Raw genomic sequence first — 17,921 nt, forward strand, 5'->3', positions numbered from 1 at the left:
ACCGACCCCGCAGGAGGATCCCGCCGTGCACAACTCCCGTTCGGCCGACCGCCCGACGCCCGCCGTGCCCGCCACCTTCCTCGCCGCGGGCTCACAGCCCGGCGGACGGGCCAAGGCCGGCGGCCAGGCACCCCAAGGCCGGTCGGGCGCGGCACGGCGGGCCTCCGGGCCCGCACCCCGGCGGGAGCCGGTGCAGGAGCACGAGCCGGAGCGCGCGCCGGGGGCGGCCGCTCCCGCGCACGCCGCCCTCCGGCTGCCGGAGGCACCGCTGCCCCCGGCCGAGGTCGAGTGGCTGCTCTCCGGCCGCCACCACGACCCGCACGCGCTGCTCGGCGCGCACCTGACCTCCGAGGGCGTCGCGATCCGGGTGCTCCGGCCCTTCGCCGAGCGGGTGGTGGTGGAGACCGAGCAGGGCCCGGTCGAGCTGACGCACCTGCGCTCCGGGCTGTTCACCGGCCTGCTGGCGGGCCGCCACATCCCCGCGTACCGGCTCCGGGTGACGTACCCGGGCGGCGAGCCACTGCTCCAGGACGACGGCTACCGCGCCGCGCCGACGCTCGGCGAGCTGGATCTGCACCTGATCTCCGAGGGCCGGCACGAGCAGCTCTGGCAGGCCCTCGGCGCACACGTCCGGCAGGTGGACGGCGTCAGCGGCACGGCCTTCGCGGTCTGGGCGCCGAACGCGGCAGGCGTCCGGCTGGTCGGCGGCTTCAACCACTGGGACGGCACCGGCCACCCGATGCGCTCGCTCGGCTCCTCCGGCATCTGGGAGCTGTTCGTGCCGGGCCTCGCCGAGGGCGCCCAGTACAAGTACGAGGTGCACACCCGTCAGGGCGGGGTGCTGCAGAAGGCCGACCCGATGGCCCGCGCCACCCAGTGCCCGCCGGAGACGGCCTCCGTCGTGCACACCTCCCGGTACGAGTGGCAGGACGCCGACTGGCTGACCCGCCGGGCCCGGGTCAAGCACCACCGCGCGCCGATGTCGGTCTACGAGCTCCATCTCGCCTCCTGGCGGCCGGAGTTGACCAGCTACCGGGAGATCGCCGCCGAACTCCCCGGCTACCTCAAGTCGTTGAACTTCACCCATGTGGAGTTCATGCCCGTCATGGAGCACCCCTTCGGCGGCTCCTGGGGCTACCAGGTCACCGGCTTCTACGCCCCGACCGCCCGCCTCGGCACCCCCGACGACTTCAAGTACCTGGTCGACACCCTGCACCGGCACGGCATCGGCGTGATCGTCGACTGGGTGCCCGCGCACTTCCCCAAGGACGACTTCGCCCTCGCCCGCTTCGACGGCGAGCCGCTCTACGAGCCGGCCGACCCGCTGCGCGCCGAGCACCCGGACTGGGGCACCCTGGAGTTCGACTACGGCCGCACCGAGGTGCGCAACTTCCTGGTCGCCAACGCGGTCTACTGGTGCGAGGAGTACCACGTCGACGGCCTGCGGGTGGACGCCGTCGCCTCGATGCTCTACCTCGACTACTCCCGCGAGGGCGGCGAGTGGACCCCGAACCAGTACGGCGGGCGGGAGAACCTGGACGCCGCCGCCTTCCTCCAGGAGATGAACGCCACCGTCTACCGCCGCTGCCCCGGCGTGGTGACGATCGCCGAGGAGTCCACCGCCTGGGCCGGCGTCACCCGACCGACCGACAGCGGCGGCCTCGGCTTCGGCCTGAAGTGGAACATGGGCTGGATGCACGACTCGCTGGTGTACATCTCCAAGGAGCCGGTGCACCGCAAGTACCACCACAACGAGATCACCTTCTCGATGGTGTACGCGTACTCGGAGAACTACGTCCTGCCCATCTCGCACGACGAGGTCGTCCACGGCAAGCAGTCGCTGGTCGCCAAGATGCCCGGCGACTGGTGGCAGCAGCGGGCCAACCACCGGGCCTACCTCGGCTTCATGTGGGCCCACCCGGGCAAGCAACTCCTCTTCATGGGGCAGGAGTTCGCCCAGGGCGCCGAGTGGGACCACGAGCAGGGCCCGCAGTGGTGGGTGCTCGCCGACGACTGGCCCGCCGCCGAGGAGCACCGCGGCGTCCAGCGCCTGGTCGGCGACCTGAACGGCGTCTACCTCGCCACCCCGGCACTGTGGGAGCAGGACACCACCCCCGACGGCTTCCGCTGGCTCGACGGCGGCGCGGCCGAGGACAACGTCCTCTCCTTCGTCCGGTACGCCGCCGACGGCACCGCGCTCGTCGCCGTCAGCAACTTCTCCCCCGTCGTCCGGCACGCCTACCGGGTCGGCCTGCCGAAGCTCGACACGCCCGAGCAGCTCTGGGAGGAGGCGCTCAACACCGACGCAGCCGAGTACGGCGGCAGCGGCACCGGCAACTCCCGGCCGGTCAAGGCCGACACCACCGCGTGGAACGGTCAACCTCGTAGCGCGGAACTGATCCTCCCTCCGCTGGCCACCGTCTGGCTCCGCCCGGCCCGCACCTGACCCCCCGACCGGCCCTCCCGGGGGCCGGTCCACCGGGCTCCCGGCACCGTCCAACGTCCTCTGCGCGGAGGACTTTCGCCCCTGGCCCCTTTCGGCGCCGTCCGAGTGCGACAGCCACCCCCGAATGCGAATGTATGGTCGATGTGACCGATGGCTGACGACGGAGACGGAGTGACCCAGGTGGCGCGCAGCGTGTACGTGACCGGCATCGACCGGGGGGACGGCCGCCAGGCCGTCGAGCTCGGGGTCATGGAACTGCTCACCCGCCAGGTCGACCGGGTCGGTGTCTTCCGCCCGCTGGTGCACGCCCACGCACCCGGCGAGGCCGGCTCCGACCACGTCGTCGAGCTGCTGCGGGCCCGGTACCGGCTCGACCTCCCCTCGGCCGAGCTCTACGGGCTCACCTACGAGGAGGCCGCCGCCCTCCAGGCCGCCCAGGGGCAGGACGAGCTGGTCTCCACCCTGGTCGACCGCTTCCGCGCGCTGGAGAAGAAGTGCCAGGCGGTGCTGGTGCTCGGCACGGACTTCGCCGACACCAACATCCCCGACGAGCTGGCCTTCAACGCCCGGCTGGCGAACGAGTTCGGCGCCTGGGTGCTGCCGGTGGTCGGCGGCCACGACGAGGACCCGCTCGCGGTGATCGCGGAGGTACGCAACGCCCACCGGGCGTACCGCGACCTCGGCTGCTCGACCCTCGCCATGATCGCCAACCGGGTCGACCCGGCCGCCAAGCAGCAGGTGCTGCAGGGCCTGGCCGCGAAGCTGCCCATCCCGGCGTACGTCATCCCCGAGGACGTCGCGCTCGCGGCGCCGACCGTCGCCCAGCTGGTCGAGGCGACCGGCGCCGAGGTGCTGCTCGGCGACGCGGCCGGGCTGGCCCGGGACGTCCGGGGCTTCGTCTTCGGCGGTGCGATGCTGCCGACCTTCCTCGACGCGCTGACCGAAGGCGCCCTGGTGGTGACCCCGGGTGACCGGGCCGACCTGGTGATCGGCTCGCTCGCCGCGCACGCCGCCGGGGCGCCGCCGATAGCGGGAGTCCTGCTGACCCTCGGCCAGCACCCCGGCCCGAACGTGATGGCACTGGCCGCCCGGCTCGCCCCCGGCACACCTGTCGCCGTCGTCCCCGAGGGCAGCTGGCTCACCGCCGCCGCCCTGACCCACCTGGAGAGCAAGCTCAGCTCGGCCAGCCCCCGGAAGGCCGAGATCGCCCTCGGACTCTTCGAACTTCACGTCGACACCGCCGAGTTGACGAGCCGTATCGAGCTGGGCCGCTCGGAGCGGGTCACCCCGATGATGTTCGAGCACGACCTGCTGGAGCGCGCCCGGTCCGCCCGGCGGCACGTCGTCCTGCCCGAGGGCACCGAGGAGCGGGTGCTGCGAGCCGCCGAGGTGCTGCTGCGCCGCAACATCTGCGACCTCACCGTGCTCGGCGAGCCCGAGGCCGTCCGCCGCAAGGCCGCCGGGCTCGGCATCACGCTGCCCGCCCACGACCCGGCCGCCGACCGGGCCCAGGTGCAGATCGTCGACCCCGCGACCAGCCCGCTGCGCCGCCAGTTCGCCGAGCTCTACGCCAAGTTGCGCGCCCACAAGGGCATGACGGTGGAGCTGGCCCTCGACGTCGTCACCGACGTCTCGTACTTCGGCACCCTGATGGTGCAGGAGGGCATCGCCGACGGCATGGTCTCCGGCGCGGTGCACTCCACCGCCGCGACCATCCGGCCCGCCTTCGAGATCATCAAGACCTCGCCGGGCGCCTCGATCGTCTCCTCGGTCTTCTTCATGTGCCTGGCCGACAAGGTCCTGGTCTACGGCGACTGCGCCGTCAACCCCGACCCGGACGCCCAGCAGCTCGCCGACATCGCCATCCAGTCCGCCGCCACCGCCGCCCAGTTCGGCGTCGAACCCCGGGTCGCGATGCTCTCGTACTCGACCGGCACCTCCGGCTCCGGCGCCGACGTCGAGAAGGTCCGCAAGGCGACCGAGATCGTCCGCTCGCTCCGCCCGGACCTGCTGGTCGAGGGCCCGATCCAGTACGACGCGGCGGTCGACGCCCACGTCGCCGCCACCAAGCTGCCGGGCTCGGCGGTGGCCGGGCGGGCGACGGTGCTGATCTTCCCGGACCTGAACACCGGCAACAACACCTACAAGGCCGTCCAGCGCTCGGCCGGCGCCGTCGCCGTCGGCCCCGTCCTCCAGGGCCTGCGCAAGCCCGTCAACGACCTCTCCCGGGGGGCGCTGGTCGAGGACATCGTCAACACCGTCGCCATCACCGCCATCCAGGCCCAGAACCAAGGAATCGCCCAGTGAGCTCAGGCACCCGGGTCCTCGTCCTCAACGCCGGCTCGTCGTCGGTCAAGTACCAGTTGATCGACATGCTCGACGGCTCCCGGCTGGCCTCCGGGCTGGTGGAGCGGATCGGCGAGGCCAACGGCCGCCTGGTGCACACGCCGCGCAGCGGGTCGAAGCGGGAGAGCCTGGAGGTCTTCCCCGACCACGCCGCCGCGCTCAAGTCGGTGGCCGAGGAGCTCGCCGCCGACGGCGTCGGCCTGGACTCGCCCGAGCTGGCCGTGATCGGGCACCGGGTGGTGCACGGCGGGCTGCGCTTCACCGCGCCGACGCTGGTCACCGAGGAGGTGCTCGCCGAGGTCCGCCGGCTCGTCCCCGTCGCCCCGCTGCACAACCCGGCCAACATCACCGGCATCGAGGTCGCCCGCTCGCTGCGCCCGGACCTGCCGCAGGTCGCCGTCTTCGACACCGCCTTCCACGCGACCATGCCGGAGCACGCCGCCCGGTACGCGATCGACAAGGCGGTGGCGGACGAGCACCGGGTGCGTCGCTACGGCTTCCACGGCACCTCGCACCAGTACGTCTCGCGGGCGACGGCCGCGCTGCTCGGCAAGGACCCGGCCGAGATCAACGTGATCGTGCTGCACCTGGGCAACGGCGGCTCCGCCTCGGCGGTGGCGGGCGGCGTCTGCGTGGACACCTCGATGGGCCTGACCCCGCTGGAGGGCCTGGTGATGGGCACCCGCTCGGGTGACGTCGACCCCGGAGTGGTCTTCCACCTGCACCGCGTCGGCGGGCTGACGATCGATGAGATCGACTCGCTGCTGAACCGCCGCAGCGGGCTGCTGGGCCTGTGCGGCGACAACGACATGCGCGAGATCCTGCGCCGCGCCGAGCAGGGCGACGCCGACGCGAAGCTCGCCTTCGACACGTACGTCCACCGGCTGCGCAAGTACATCGGCGCGTACTACGCGGTGCTCGGCCGGGTGGACGCGATCGCGTTCACGGCCGGGGTCGGCGAGAACGCCGCGCCGGTGCGGGCGGCCGCGACGGCGGGGTTGGAGGAACTGGGCATCGCGGTGGACGCCGAGCTGAACTCCGTCCGGTCCGGTGAGGCCCGGGTGATCTCGCCCGGGTACGCGCGGGTCACCGTGGCGGTGGTACCGACCGACGAGGAGCTGGAGATCGCCCGGCAGGCCTTCGCGCTCGTCCACACGAGCAGCTGATCTGACCACATGTCAGCTGTCTGTCCCACGCCTCGGAATGGTTCGTCGGCGATTTCTGTACTTTCGAACGGAATGCACCTATAACACGAACGGATAGACTGACGGATATGCGCCGAGCGAAAATTGTCTGCACCCTGGGTCCGGCGACGGACTCCTACGAACAGCTGAAGGCCATCGTCGAAGCGGGCATGAACGTCGCCCGACTCAACATGAGCCACGGCTCCCACGCGGAGCACGAGGACCGGTACCAGAAGGTCCGCCAGGTGGCCGGGGACACCGGCCGCACCATCGGTATCCTGGCCGACCTCCAGGGCCCCAAGATCCGGCTGGCGACCTTCGCCAACGGACCGGTGACCGTCGACAACGGCGACGAGTTCACCATCACCACCGAGGACGTCCCCGGTGACCAGCACATCTGCGGCACCACCTACAAGGGCCTGCCCGGCGACGTGAAGCCCGGCGACCCGGTGCTGATCAACGACGGTGTCATCGCACTGGAGGTCGTCAGCGTCGACGGCCCCCGCGTGAAGACCGTGGTCGTCGAGGGCGGCGTGCTCTCCAACAACAAGGGCATCAACCTGCCCGGTGCGGCCGTCAACGTCCCCGCCCTCTCCGAGAAGGACAAGGACGACCTGCGCTTCGCGCTGCGTCTGGGTGTCGACATGGTCGCCCTCTCCTTCGTCCGCAACGCCGCCGACATCGACGACGTGCACAAGGTGATGGACGAGGTCGGCATCCGCGTCCCGGTCATCGCGAAGATCGAGAAGCCGCAGGCCGTCGAGGCGATGGAGGAGATCGTCCTCGCCTTCGACGCGATCATGGTCGCCCGTGGCGACCTCGCGGTCGAGTACCCGCTGGAGAAGGTCCCGCTGGTCCAGAAGCAGCTGATCACGCTCTCCCGCCGCAACGCCAAGCCGGTCATCGTCGCCACCCAGATGATGGAGTCGATGATCCACGCCTCGCGGCCGACCCGCGCCGAGGTCTCCGACGTCGCCAACGCCATCCTCGACGGCGCCGACGCGGTGATGCTCTCCGCCGAGTCCAGCGTCGGCAAGTACCCGGTCGAGACGGTCAAGACCATGAGCCGGATCGCCGAGGAGGCCGAGGGCGAGCTGCTCGCCCAGGGCCTCCAGCCGCTCAACCCGGGCCGCAAGCCGCGCACCCAGGGCGGCTCGATCGCCCGCGCCGCGTGCGAGCTGGGCGACTTCCTCGACGCCGAGGCCCTGGTCGCCTTCACCAAGTCGGGCGACACCGCCCGCCGCCTCTCCCGCTACCGCTCGCCGATCCCGGTGATCGCCTTCACCCCCGACGCCGCCACCCGCAACCAGCTCTCGCTGAGCTGGGGCGTCGAGGCCTACGTCACCGAGCAGGTCGAGACCACCGACGAGATGGTCGTCCAGGTCGACCGCGAGCTGCTCGCGCTGAACCGCCTGAACGAGGGCAACACCGTCATCGTCACCGCCGGCTCGCCCCCCGGCATCCCCGGCAACACCAACATGGTCCAGGTCCACCACCTGGGCGCCCGCACGGGTCTCTAGACGCACGCCAAAAACGCCCGCGGGCGCTCCCTCCCGGCACGGAGGGGGCGCCCGCGGGCGTTGTCCTGGGGGTGACGACTACTGCTCGTAGGGGGTGTCGTCGTTGAAGAGGCGCATGCCGGGGATCTTGAGAGTTCCGCCGAACTGACCCGCCTGGACGGCCTTGGCCCCGGTCAATGTGAGGTCGAGCGGGATCGGCACCGTGCTGATCAGGTCGTACAGCCACTCCGGCAGGGTGTCCGGCGTGAGGGTGATCTCGCCGAGGTCGATCGGGATGGGAAGTCCGAGGACCTCCGCCAGGTGACCGGAGAGGCTCTCCACGTACATGGTGACCGGGCCGTTGCGCATCGTCGAGGTCGAACCCGGCGCGCTCTTGACGTGGAAGGTCTTCCCGGGGACCTCGATGGTCGACATGTCGAGATCACCGATGTCGACGCTCGCCGTGGTGAACTTCAGCACCCGCTTGGTCCCGCTCGGGGTCCTGACGTCGTACACGCCGTTGAAGACCGATCCGTGCAGGGCGAGCCGGGTGGAGCGGAGCGTCCAGTTCTGCTCCGGGACGACGTGCGCTCCGTCGGTCGGGCGGGCCGCCAGCGCGCGGGTGTCCACCATGCAGTTCGGGTTCTTGACGGGCGAGTCCGACTTCGCGGCGGTACCGCTCGTGGGCTTCGCACTCACCGGGGCGCTCTGGCCGGCTCCGGTGGCGGCCGACCCGCTCGGGCTCGCGCTCGGCACCGCGGCGGGCGCGCTCGCGCCCGTACCGGCACCCGTGTCGGCGGCCGGGGCGGCGGGCGGCGCCGCAGGCGCGGTGCTCGTACCCGCACTGGGCGACGTGGCCCTGCTGGGCGAGGACGGTACCGGGGCGGGCGGCGTCGTCGGCACCGACGGCACCGACGGCTTCGCCGGGGCAGGGGCGGGGCCGGCAGGCGGCTTCGCGGTCGGCGTGGGGGTCGGAGTCGGGGTGGGCTTCGGGCCCAGGTGGAGGATGTCGAGGATGTCGCCGAAGATGTCGTTCGCCTTCACGCCCGCGCGAGCCGCGCTCGGGGACGCGCTGGGGCTCGGGGACACGCTGCTGGGGCTCGGGATCGCCGTCGGGGACGACGCTGCCGACGCCGCCGACGCACTCGGCGAGACCGCCTGAGGGGCCGCAACCTGCGGGGCCGCAACCTGCTGGGGCGTCACCGCACGCGGCGCGACCACCGGGTGCGAGACCACCGGGTTCGCCGTCGGCGTCACCGGGGTCACCGGAACGCTCGGGGCGGACGCACTCGGGGCGGACGCGCTCGGGTACGGGGTCGGCAGTTGCTTCGGGACGCCCGTAGCGACCGGGTTGGGCACCGGGGTGAGCTCGCTCTTCGGTACCGGGGTCTCCTCGAGCACCGTGTCCGGCGAGCTCGCGCAGGCATGGCTCTTCTGGGTGTCCGCCATCGCCAGAGTGGGGATCGTCCCCATCAGCAGCGCGGTCGGCACCGCCGCGATCGCCAGAGCCCGTCCGCGCAGGCGGCTACGGGTACTGATCCTCGGCGCGGCATGCCGGGGCCCCGGCACTGCGGCCCGGTCGTCGCTGTCGGTCACCTCTGCTCCCCAAGATCGGTGGCCGCTTCGACGGCCTGGTGCTCTGCGGCCTGGTGCTCTGCGACGTTCTCGGCGGCAGCCTCCGGCGCGTGCGCCACCGACTCGGCCAGGCCCGTCGACTGGGCCTTCAGCGGCGCCCAGGCGACCAGCAACCCGCCGGCCAGGAGACCGAGGATCAGGCCCATCCCGAAGCCGCCCAGGTTGGAGACCGGGATGGAGATCAGCGAGAGGATGGTGACGGCGACACCGCAGAAGATCCGCACCAGCGGCTGGAACCACGCGGTGAAGCCCAGCACGATCATCAGCAGGCCGATGATCAGCGAGCCCGCGCCCGCGGTGGTCGACATCGCGACCGTCAGCCCGCCGACCGTGAGGTGCGCGTAAGGGAAGTACAGGATCGGGAGCCCGGCGATCACGGCCAGCAGGCCGCCCCAGAACGGCCGCGTACGGCGCCAGGCGCGGAACCCCAGCCGCAGTCGGGTGAAAGCGCCTTCGGCGTCGGGCATGGCGTGGGCAGTTGTACTGGTCACGATGGAACTCCTCGATAATGGGTCCGAGGGTGAAGACGTCCTGGTCTGCGAGCAGGGGACGGCTCGTCCGAGCCGCCCCCACCCGCCGTGGTCGGCTCCCGCCGACCTGGCTGTCCCTCTGGTTCTTCACCCGGCCGGAGCCGGGTCAGCGCCCCGTCAGGGCTACTTGGGCATGTAGCACTCGACGCCCGCGCCATCGCCGTGGGCGATGTTCAGGTTCAGGCCGTTGAGCTTGAACGTGCCGGCCGAGGTGGCGTACGCGGTCTGCTGGACACCACTGAGGTTGGCCTCGTCGGCCGCCTGGGCGAAGCCGCGGCTGCCGGTCGGCAGGCCCGGGTTCGGGTTGCCCGGGAGGGGGTGACCCTTCCAGCCCTTGGTCGCGTCACCGGTGAGGGAGGTGGCGTCCCGGCCGATGTCGATGTTCTTGAACTCGGCGTCGGCGTTCAGCTGGTTCAGGTCGATCAGCAGGTTGGTGGCCTCGACCTGCTTCTTCGGGTCGTCGGACTGGCCGGCGCGCAGCACCAGGGTCCACTTGCCGAGCGGGCCCAGGTCGGTGACGACCGACTGGCACAGGTTGTGGATCGTGGCAGTGTCGAAAGCCGAGACGGCAACCACGTGCGGGGTGCCGTTGGTCTCGACGTCGACCGCGCCGAACTGCGCGAAGTGCGTGCCGTGCAGAGTGTCCGTGGTGACCTTGAAGCTCTGGCCCGAAACGTCGAACGACGCGGCGAGCGCGTTGTTCGCGAGGCTGACGCCGATCGCGGCGGTCGCGGCGAGGCTGGGCACCATCACCAGGGCGAAGCGCTTCCAGCTGGTCTTGCCGTAAGTCTTGGACATGCGAGTCCTCCTTCTAGGACGTACATCTCCGGCCGTCCCCGGTGCTGGTCGCACGGGTACGCGCCTGGGATGGGAGAGAGCTACGTCCTCGGTAGCGGAGAGCGCCTCGGGCATCGGTGGATGCGGGAGCGGCCGCGCATGCGGCACTCCCCCTCCGTGCACCGGCTGCCTCCACGGCAGCGGGTACGACCGACGACACCGGCGATCACCCCCGAGCGACAACCAAGCGACCGCGCGGGCTGCGCGACCGCTACGAGGTACAGGAACCGCATGTGGGATCTGCGGATACCCCCCTGTCCCTCCTGCCTCCGGCCGGGGCCTTCGGCTCGCCCGGTGGGGACCCCCTCAGCGAGGGGACCGGGCGTCGCCGATCGTGCTTGAATCCCGGGCGAAGCACAAGGGGTTCGTTACTGACGGGTAATCCAACAACAGACGTCGTTGATCATGGAATCAGAGGCACGACTACCCAGAGTGACACAATGGAGATTTCGTGCCCGCGAAACTCCTTGGAAACAGGGGCGAAACACCTCTTGGCGGTCACTTCACGTGACCGCCAAGAGGTGTTGTCAAGATTTGGTAAACCTCGGCCTTAAAGCCCGCTTTGTCGCCAAATCACCAGCGGCACCGCAGGTCATCCGCCGTGCCACCGGGGCCGCTCCTGGCCTTCTCGGAACGCCTAGAAGAGCACCCGCGCCAGGGCGCCCCGGGCAGCCGTCACGCGCGGGTCCTCCGGGCCGATCACCTCGAACAGCTCCAGCAGCCGGAGCCTGGCCGTGTCCCGGTCCTCGCCGAACGTCCGACCGACGGTGTCGACCAGGCGGCCGAAGGCGTCCTCGACATGGCCGCCGACGAGATCCAGATCCGCCGCATCCAGCTGCGCAGCGACGTCCTTCGGATCGGAGGCAGCCGCCGCGCGGACCTTCTGCGGGTCCAACGCCTCGACCCGGCGCAGCAGTTGGGCCTGCGCGAGGCCGAGCTTGGCCTCGGCGTTGCCGGGCTGGTCGGCCAGCACGTTCTGGTACGCCTGGACGGCCCCGCCGAGGTCGCCCCGGTCGAGGGCGTCGTGGGCCGCGGCGAGCGCCGGGTCCTCCGGAGCGTAGGGGGCGTACGAGCCGTCCTGGTCACTCTCGCCGGCCGGGGCCGCCGGGGCGCCGGTGCCGCCGACGATCCCGAAGCGCTGCTCGGCGACGGCGATCAGCTGGTCGAGGATCTTGCGGACGTTGGCCTCCTTCTCGGCCCCCTGGAACAGCGGGACGAGCTGGCCTGCGACGACGGCCATCACGGCCGGGATGCCCTGGATGCCGAACTGCTGGGCGATCAGCTGGTTGGCGTCCACGTCGATCTTGGCGAGCACGATCCGGCCGGAGTACTCCTCGGCCAGCCGCTCCAGGATCGGGCTGAGCTGCTTGCAGGGGCCGCACCACTCGGCCCAGAAGTCGACGACGACCGGCACCTCGGCCGACCGCTGCACGACCTCGACCTCGAAGGTGTCCTCGGTGACATCGAGGACGAGCGGGTACTGGGCCCCCGCCGGGGCGATTCCGTCCGCTTCCGCGGCGGCGGCCTGCCGGGCCCGCTCGGCCCTGGCCTGCTCGGCCTTCTGGGCGGCCTCACCGGCCGCCTTGACTGCGGCGAGGTCGACCGCACCGCGCAGGGCGGAGCTGTTGAGACGCGAATTCCGTGGCTGCATGGCACTATCCTCCCCCGTTTGCGCGGGTGACGGGCGCCAACCGCCGGGAAAGGTCGTACCGGATTGGCCCCCGGGCACTTCTTTCCCGTTCTTTCCCGTCCGGCCGCCTGCCGCGCGGGCTCTCCACCCCGTACGGGCCGCGTGGCCGTCGTCCCCTCACGTAGTTCGCAAGCTCCGACGCGAGTCCCCACCCGCGCCCCGCGTCGGCCCGATCCCTTGGGCCTGCCCGCGCGGTTGCCGCTCTTTCGCTACGAGTCGTAGCGTAACTGTATCGGGGCCCCCCGTCGCAAGCCCGTCTCGCCATCCGGGGACGTGAGCTGCCCCACTTTCCCGACCCGCCCGGCTGCCGTGGAGGACGACATGTCGCTACCGTTGCGAACCTCAGGCAAGTTACCGGCAAGTAAACCGCAAGGAGGCACGGTGGCCCCCACCACCCGGCAGCCGGGCGCCACGGCTTCCACCGCACCCCCACGCGGCAAGGGCCGGCCGCGCAGCGCCACCGCCGACCGCGCCATCCTCGACGCCACCCGCGACGCCCTCGCCGAGCTCGGCTGGGGCGGCCTGACCATGGGCCACGTCGCCGCCAGGGCCGGGGTCGCCAAGACCACCCTCTACCGCCGCTGGCCCTCCAAGAACGAGTTGGTGGTCGAAGCCGTCGCCAGCCTCTTCGACGACCTGGAGATGACCGACCAGGGCAGCCTGCAGGCCGACATCGAATCCGTCGTCACCCGCTTCGCCGGGCTGCTCGCCCGCCCCGAGACCCAGGCGGCCCTGCTCGCCCTCTTCGCCGAGGGCTCCCGCGACCCGGAACTCCGGCAGCGCATCCGCGAACGCATCGTCGACCCGCAGAAGTACCTCGTCCAGCAGGGCCGCGCCCAGGCCCAGCAGCGCGGCGAACTCCGCCCCGACAGCGACGACACCGCCGCCTGCGCCGAGATCGACATCATCTTCGACACCATCGCCGGCACCGTCGAACACCGCATGCTCGTCATCGGCGAGCCCGTCACCCCGGAGTGGGTCCACCGCTTCACCGCCCTCCTCCTCCACCCCCTCCGCGACCTGGCAGGCGCCCTCTCGGAGGGGTGACGCCGGCGCCCCGCCGGGGGCTCACCATTCGAGCTCTGCCATGTCCGCCTCGGTCGCCGGACGGAAGCCGGCGATCACATCCCCGTCGAATTCCACGAGGTAGAGCCCCTCCTCGTCGTAGCGGCAGGAGGCACAGGGCTCGGGATACCCGATGACGTCGAACCGACCCACTCGGGGCGATCCCTTGTTGTTCCCCGCCCAGTCGATCGCGGAGCCGACCGAGTACACGTCCAAGCGCGTACTGCCGAAGTGGAACTGGATCACGAGATCGCCCCCAACCTCGGCACCGCCCTCGCACTGCGGGCACGGTGCCGGCCGGGGCACTCTCAAGCGGCTGTACAGACCCATCAGAATCCCCCCGAGAACCTTGCCGTCCAGCTCAGTCTGCCCGAGGGCGCACCACGGTCACCGCCCACTCAGACCTGGTAGCGGCCCGGGGCGAAGGCTTCGAGGTTCGCGGCGACCCAGGTGGAGGTGCGGTGCAGGCCCTCCGGCAGGGGGGTGCGGGGGTGCCAGCCGGTGAGGTTGCGGGCCTTGGTGTTGTCGGAGAGGAGGCGCTCGACCTCGCTGCCGCCGGGGCGCAGGCGGGTGGGGTCGACGACGACCTCGGCGTCGGAGTTGGTGGCGGCGATCAGGGAGGCGGCCAGGGCGCCGATCGAGATCTCGGTGCCGGTGCCGAGGTTGAGCACCTCGCCGTACGCGCGCTCGGCGGCGGCCGCCGCGAGGAAGCCCTCGGCCGTGTCGGTGACGTAGGTGAAGTCCCGGGTCGGGGTGAGCGAGCCGAGCCTGATCTCCCGGGCCCCGGAGTGGAGTTGGGCCAGGATGGTCGGGATGACGGCGCGGGCCGACTGGCGGGGGCCGTAGGTGTTGAACGGGCGGACGACCGTCACCGGCAGCTCGAAGGAGTGCCAGTACGCGAGGGCCGCCATGTCGGCGCCGATCTTGGAGGCGGAGTACGGGGACTGCGGCTGGAGCGGGTGGTGCTCGGTGATCGGCGCGGTGATCGCGGTGCCGTAGACCTCGCTGGTGGAGGTGTGGACGAGCCGGGCGCCGTGCCGCAGGCAGGCCGCGGCGACATTCTGGGTGCCGACGACGTTGGTCTGCACGTACGCCTCGGGCGAGAGGTAGCTGTACGGGATGCCGATCAGCGCGGCGAGGTGGAAGACCGTGTCGCAGCCCTCGACGGCGTCCTGCACCCGCCCGGCGTCGCGGACGTCACCGGCCTGCATCTCGACCTCGCCGCTCGCCAAGTACCGGGCGAGGTAGCCGCGTTCGGCGTACGGCTTGTAGTGCACCAGCGCCCGCACCCGCGCGCCGCGCTCGACCAACAGGTCGACCAGCGTCGAGCCGATGAAGCCCTCGGCGCCGGTGACGAGGACGCGTCGGCCGTGCCAGTCGTTCGGATGCGTGTTCATGCGGCCCTCCTGGGCTCGTGGTGAAGTCGGTTGGTACGCCCGGCCGTTCGCAGCACCTTGGCCGCGAGCAGGTCCGCCGCGTGGGCGTGGGTGCCCGGGTCGGCCGCGCGGCTCATCAGGGCGAGCCGGAGCGGGTCGGCGAGCAGCGGCTCGACCAGGGCGGCGAGCCGGGCGGTGGTGCACTCGCCGTCCGGGAGCAGCAGCCCGGCGCCCGCCTCGGAGAGGACGCGCGCGTTGTGGGTCTGGTGGTCGTGCGGGGCGTGCGGGTAGGGCACCAGCACGGCGGGCACGCCGGTGCTGGCCAGCTCCGCGACGGTCGCCGAGCCCGCCCGGCAGACGACCAGGTCGGCGGCGGCGTACGCGAGGTCCATCCGGTCGAGGTAGGGCACGGCTCGGGCGACGGGCGAGCCCGCCAGCCGGGCCTGCACCTCGGCGAGTGCCGCCGGGCCGGTCTTGACCAGCAGCCGGACGTCGCTGCGCCCGCACCAGCGTTCGGCAAGGCCGACGGCTGCCTCGGTCAGCCGGGCCGCCCCCAGGCTGCCGCCGTTGAAGAGCACCAGCCGCTCGCCGGGTGCCACCCCGAGCCGGGCGCGCGCCTCCGGCCGCAGCGCCGCCCGGTCGAGCCCGGCGACAGCGCCGACCATCGGCATGCCGACCGTCTCGGCGGCGCCGGCGGCACCCGCCGGGAGGTGCGCCCGGGTGCGGTCGAAGGCCAGCGCCAGGTGCGGGGTGAGGCGAGCGGCGAAGCGGTTCGCCCGGCCCGGCACGGCGTTGGACTCGTGCACCACGCTCGGCAGCCCGGCCAGCCGGGCGCCGACGATCACCGGCGCGCTCGGGTAGCCACCCATGCCGACCGCGATCTGCGCGCCCTGGGCCCGCAGGATCTCCCGGCACTGGGCGCCGGAGCGCAGCAGCGCGGCGGGCAGCAGGTACCGCTTCAGGCCGAGCGAGGCGTCGAAGGGGATCATGTCGACGAGGTGCAGCCGGTACCCGGCCGCCGGGATCAGCGTGGTCTCCAGGCCCCGGTCGGTGCCGACGAAGGAGATCACGGCCGTCGGGTCGGCACGGCGCAGCGCCTCGGCGAGTGCCAGGCCGGGGTAGATGTGGCCGCCGGTGCCACCTGCCCCGATCACCACGGACAAGCTGTTCTCTGTCATGCCGAGGAGCCTGGCCGGGCGAGGTAAGAGAGTTCTAATAGCGCGGTTTGAGAAGGTTGTCCGCATGAGTGGTGCGCCGAAGGTGCTGGTGGTGGACGACGACCCCGAGGTGCGGGCCGCCGTCGAGGACGGCCTGGCCGTCGAGGGGTACGCGGTGCGGGGTGCGCCCGACGGGCTGGCCGGGCTGGGTGAGCTGACGGCCTGGCAGCCGGATGCCGTCGTGCTGGACGTGATGATGCCCACGCTGGACGGCCTGGCCTTCTGCCGCCGGGTGCGGGCGGTGGGCGACCGGGTGCCGATCCTGGTGCTGACCGCCCGGGATTCCGTCAGCGACCGGGTGGACGGGCTGGATGCGGGCGCCGACGACTACCTGGTGAAGCCCTTCGCCCTGGACGAGCTGACCGCCCGGCTGCGGGCCCTGCTCCGCCGCGCCGCCCCGGCCGACAGCGAACAGGCCTACAGCTACGGCGACTTGACCATCGACCCGGCCGGCCGGACGGGCCGTCGGGGCGGACGGGCACTGGAGTTCTCCCGCACCGAGTTCGCCCTGCTCGAACTGCTGCTGCTCAACCCGGAGCAGGCCCTGCCGCGCGAGCTGATCATGGAGCGGGTCTGGGGTGCGGACTTCGGTCCGGGCTCCAACTCGCTTGCGGTGTACATCGGCTACCTGCGCCGCAAGCTGGAGGCCGGCGGCGAATCAAGGCTGGTGCACACCGTGCACGGCGTCGGCTACCGGCTGGGCACGGAGTGAGGGCGCATGCCGGGTGGCGGCGACGACGGCCGCTGCGGACGCGGCTGGCACTGGTCACCTCGTCGGCCGTCGCGGTCGTCACACTCGGGGTCTGCGCAGCCGGATTCACCATCATCCGTTACGAGTTGGTGCATCAGCTCGACCTGACGCTGACCCAGCACGCGACACTCGTCCAGCAGCAGTACCGGGGCCAGGGCCCGCAGGTGGTGTACGGCGAGTGCGGCTACCTCGCCGCACCCGCCTGCACCCAGATCGTGCCGGCCAGCCCCTCCGCCGACCCGCCCATGCCGTACCTACTGCCTGTCACGGCGGCGACCCGGCAGGTCGCGGCGGGCGAGCGCGGCGGCTACTACAGCCAGGTCACCGTCAGCGGGCACCCCGCACGGATGCTCACCACGCCGTTCGGCAGCGGCCAGGCGGTGCAGGTCGCGCTGCGGTCGGACGCCGTCCAGAAGGGCATCACCCAGGCCGGGGAGCTGATGGCGGTGGTGGCGGGCGCCGGCATCCTGCTCGCGGGCGGCCTCGGCTACGCCGTCGCCCGGACGGGCCTGGCTCCCGTCGCCCGGCTGACCTCGACCGCCGAGCGGATCGCGGCGACCCGGGACGCAGGCGTCCGGATCGACCTGCCGCCAGGCCGGGGCGAGGACGAACTCACCAGGCTGGCAAGGACGTTCAACACCATGCTCGGCGCCCTCGAACAGTCCGTCACCGCGCAGCGGCGGCTGGTCGCGGACGCCTCGCACGAGCTGCGGACGCCGCTGACGGCCCTGCGGACCAACGCCGAACTGCTGGCCCGCTCGGAGCGGCTGACCGAGGAGCAGCGGGCTCGGGCGACGGCCGGGCTGCAGCGGCAGCTCCGCGAGGTGACCGGCCTGGTCAACGACCTGATCGAGCTGGCCCGGGACGAGGAACCGCAGCCACTGGTCGAACCCGTCCGGCTGGACGGGCTGGTGGAGCACTGCGTGGACACCGCCCGGGGCCACTGGCCGGCGGTCACCTTCTCGTACGCGGCGGTCGGCGACCCGACCATGCCCGGAGTCCCGGCCCGGCTGACCCGGCTGGTCGCCAACCTGCTCGACAACGCGGCGAAGTTCAGCCCACCCGGCGGCGCCGTCGAAGTGACGCTCACCGCCCACGAGTTGACCGTCCGGGACCACGGCCCCGGGATCGCGGCCGAGGACCTGCCGTACGTCTTCGACCGGTTCTACCGCTCCTCCACCGCACGGGCCCTCCCGGGCTCGGGGCTCGGCCTGGCGATGGCGCGGCAGATCGCCCACGCCCACGGTTTCGGCCTGACGGCCGAAGCCGCAGCGGGTGGCGGCACAGCATTCCGGGTCATGTTCGGCTGAGAGCAGCCACAACAGGGGCGGGAACTGTGCGAGCT

General features: G+C 72.0%; 15 protein-coding genes. 8 read left to right on the forward strand and 7 right to left on the reverse strand.

Annotated features, from left to right (window positions below; genetic code table 11):
- The first annotated feature begins 25 nt into the window (after nucleotides 1-25).
- The 4 genes from glgB (at nucleotide 26) to pyk (ending at nucleotide 7,496) form a co-directional block, all read left to right on the forward strand.
- Nucleotides 26-2,446 (forward strand): 1,4-alpha-glucan branching protein GlgB, encoded by a 2,421-nt coding sequence (glgB, locus tag ACR68M_RS10595; RefSeq protein ID WP_441250194.1) that lies wholly within the window; start codon nucleotides 26-28, stop codon nucleotides 2,444-2,446.
- Nucleotides 2,447-2,626: 180 nt separating this feature from the next.
- On the forward strand, nucleotides 2,627-4,753 hold the full coding sequence (pta, locus tag ACR68M_RS10600) for a phosphate acetyltransferase (RefSeq protein ID WP_441251572.1): 2,127 nt from the start codon (nucleotides 2,627-2,629) through the stop codon (nucleotides 4,751-4,753).
- Nucleotides 4,750-5,958, forward strand: a complete 1,209-nt coding sequence (locus tag ACR68M_RS10605; protein ID WP_441250195.1) for an acetate kinase — start codon at nucleotides 4,750-4,752, stop codon at nucleotides 5,956-5,958. Before pta ends, ACR68M_RS10605 begins: the two co-directional genes overlap by 4 nt.
- Before the next feature lie 107 nt (nucleotides 5,959-6,065).
- On the forward strand, nucleotides 6,066-7,496 hold the full coding sequence (pyk, locus tag ACR68M_RS10610; protein ID WP_441250196.1) for a pyruvate kinase: 1,431 nt from the start codon (nucleotides 6,066-6,068) through the stop codon (nucleotides 7,494-7,496).
- 78 nt (nucleotides 7,497-7,574) lie between these two features.
- Here the strand turns inward: pyk and ACR68M_RS10615 are convergent, their stop codons facing one another.
- Complete coding sequence (locus ACR68M_RS10615) at nucleotides 7,575-8,108, reverse strand: hypothetical protein (RefSeq protein WP_441250197.1); 534 nt, start codon at nucleotides 8,106-8,108, stop codon at nucleotides 7,575-7,577.
- Between ACR68M_RS10615 and ACR68M_RS10620 the strand changes: the two genes are divergently transcribed.
- The gene (locus ACR68M_RS10620) at nucleotides 8,107-8,637 is read left to right on the forward strand and encodes a hypothetical protein (protein ID WP_441250198.1); all 531 of its coding nucleotides are present in this window, start codon (nucleotides 8,107-8,109) and stop codon (nucleotides 8,635-8,637) included. The two genes, ACR68M_RS10615 and ACR68M_RS10620, sit on opposite strands and share 2 nt — an antisense overlap.
- Nucleotides 8,638-9,067: 430 nt before the next feature.
- Here ACR68M_RS10620 and ACR68M_RS10625 read toward each other — a convergent pair whose 3' ends face one another.
- The 3 genes from ACR68M_RS10625 to ACR68M_RS10635 form a co-directional block, all read right to left on the reverse strand.
- Entirely contained in the window at nucleotides 9,068-9,577 is a 510-nt protein-coding gene (locus ACR68M_RS10625) for a DUF6114 domain-containing protein (protein WP_441251573.1), read from the reverse strand.
- Between the two features lie 186 nt (nucleotides 9,578-9,763).
- Nucleotides 9,764-10,438, reverse strand: a complete 675-nt coding sequence (locus tag ACR68M_RS10630) for a DUF6230 family protein (protein ID WP_441250199.1) — start codon at nucleotides 10,436-10,438, stop codon at nucleotides 9,764-9,766.
- Between the two features lie 676 nt (nucleotides 10,439-11,114).
- On the reverse strand, nucleotides 11,115-12,128 hold the full coding sequence (locus ACR68M_RS10635; protein WP_441250200.1) for a tetratricopeptide repeat protein: 1,014 nt from the start codon (nucleotides 12,126-12,128) through the stop codon (nucleotides 11,115-11,117).
- Nucleotides 12,129-12,548: 420 nt separating this feature from the next.
- Here ACR68M_RS10635 and ACR68M_RS10640 point away from each other — a divergent pair, with 420 nt between their 5' ends.
- Nucleotides 12,549-13,214 carry a TetR/AcrR family transcriptional regulator gene (locus tag ACR68M_RS10640; RefSeq protein WP_441250201.1) on the forward strand — a complete coding sequence of 222 codons (666 nt, stop codon included), beginning with the start codon at nucleotides 12,549-12,551 and terminating at the stop codon, nucleotides 13,212-13,214.
- 21 nt (nucleotides 13,215-13,235) lie between these two features.
- Here ACR68M_RS10640 and ACR68M_RS10645 read toward each other — a convergent pair whose 3' ends face one another.
- The 3 genes from ACR68M_RS10645 to ACR68M_RS10655 form a co-directional block, all read right to left on the reverse strand.
- A complete protein-coding gene (locus tag ACR68M_RS10645; protein WP_441250202.1) occupies nucleotides 13,236-13,478 on the reverse strand; it encodes a hypothetical protein in 243 nt (80 codons plus the stop codon).
- 152 nt (nucleotides 13,479-13,630) lie between these two features.
- Nucleotides 13,631-14,629 carry an SDR family NAD(P)-dependent oxidoreductase gene (locus ACR68M_RS10650; RefSeq protein WP_441250203.1) on the reverse strand — a complete coding sequence of 333 codons (999 nt, stop codon included), beginning with the start codon at nucleotides 14,627-14,629 and terminating at the stop codon, nucleotides 13,631-13,633.
- Nucleotides 14,626-15,786, reverse strand: a complete 1,161-nt coding sequence (locus ACR68M_RS10655) for a UDP-N-acetylglucosamine--N-acetylmuramyl-(pentapeptide) pyrophosphoryl-undecaprenol N-acetylglucosamine transferase (RefSeq protein ID WP_441250204.1) — start codon at nucleotides 15,784-15,786, stop codon at nucleotides 14,626-14,628. The genes ACR68M_RS10650 and ACR68M_RS10655 overlap by 4 nt, the downstream gene beginning before the upstream one ends.
- 64 nt (nucleotides 15,787-15,850) lie before the next feature.
- Between ACR68M_RS10655 and ACR68M_RS10660 the strand changes: the two genes are divergently transcribed.
- Nucleotides 15,851-16,537 (forward strand): response regulator transcription factor, encoded by a 687-nt coding sequence (locus ACR68M_RS10660; protein WP_441250205.1) that lies wholly within the window; start codon nucleotides 15,851-15,853, stop codon nucleotides 16,535-16,537.
- Nucleotides 16,534-17,886 (forward strand): sensor histidine kinase, encoded by a 1,353-nt coding sequence (locus ACR68M_RS10665; RefSeq protein ID WP_441250206.1) that lies wholly within the window; start codon nucleotides 16,534-16,536, stop codon nucleotides 17,884-17,886. Before ACR68M_RS10660 ends, ACR68M_RS10665 begins: the two co-directional genes overlap by 4 nt.
- The last annotated feature ends 35 nt before the right edge of the window (nucleotides 17,887-17,921 follow it).

The organism is Kitasatospora sp. McL0602, from assembly GCF_052076145.1.
GTDB lineage: Bacteria > Actinomycetota > Actinomycetes > Streptomycetales > Streptomycetaceae > Kitasatospora.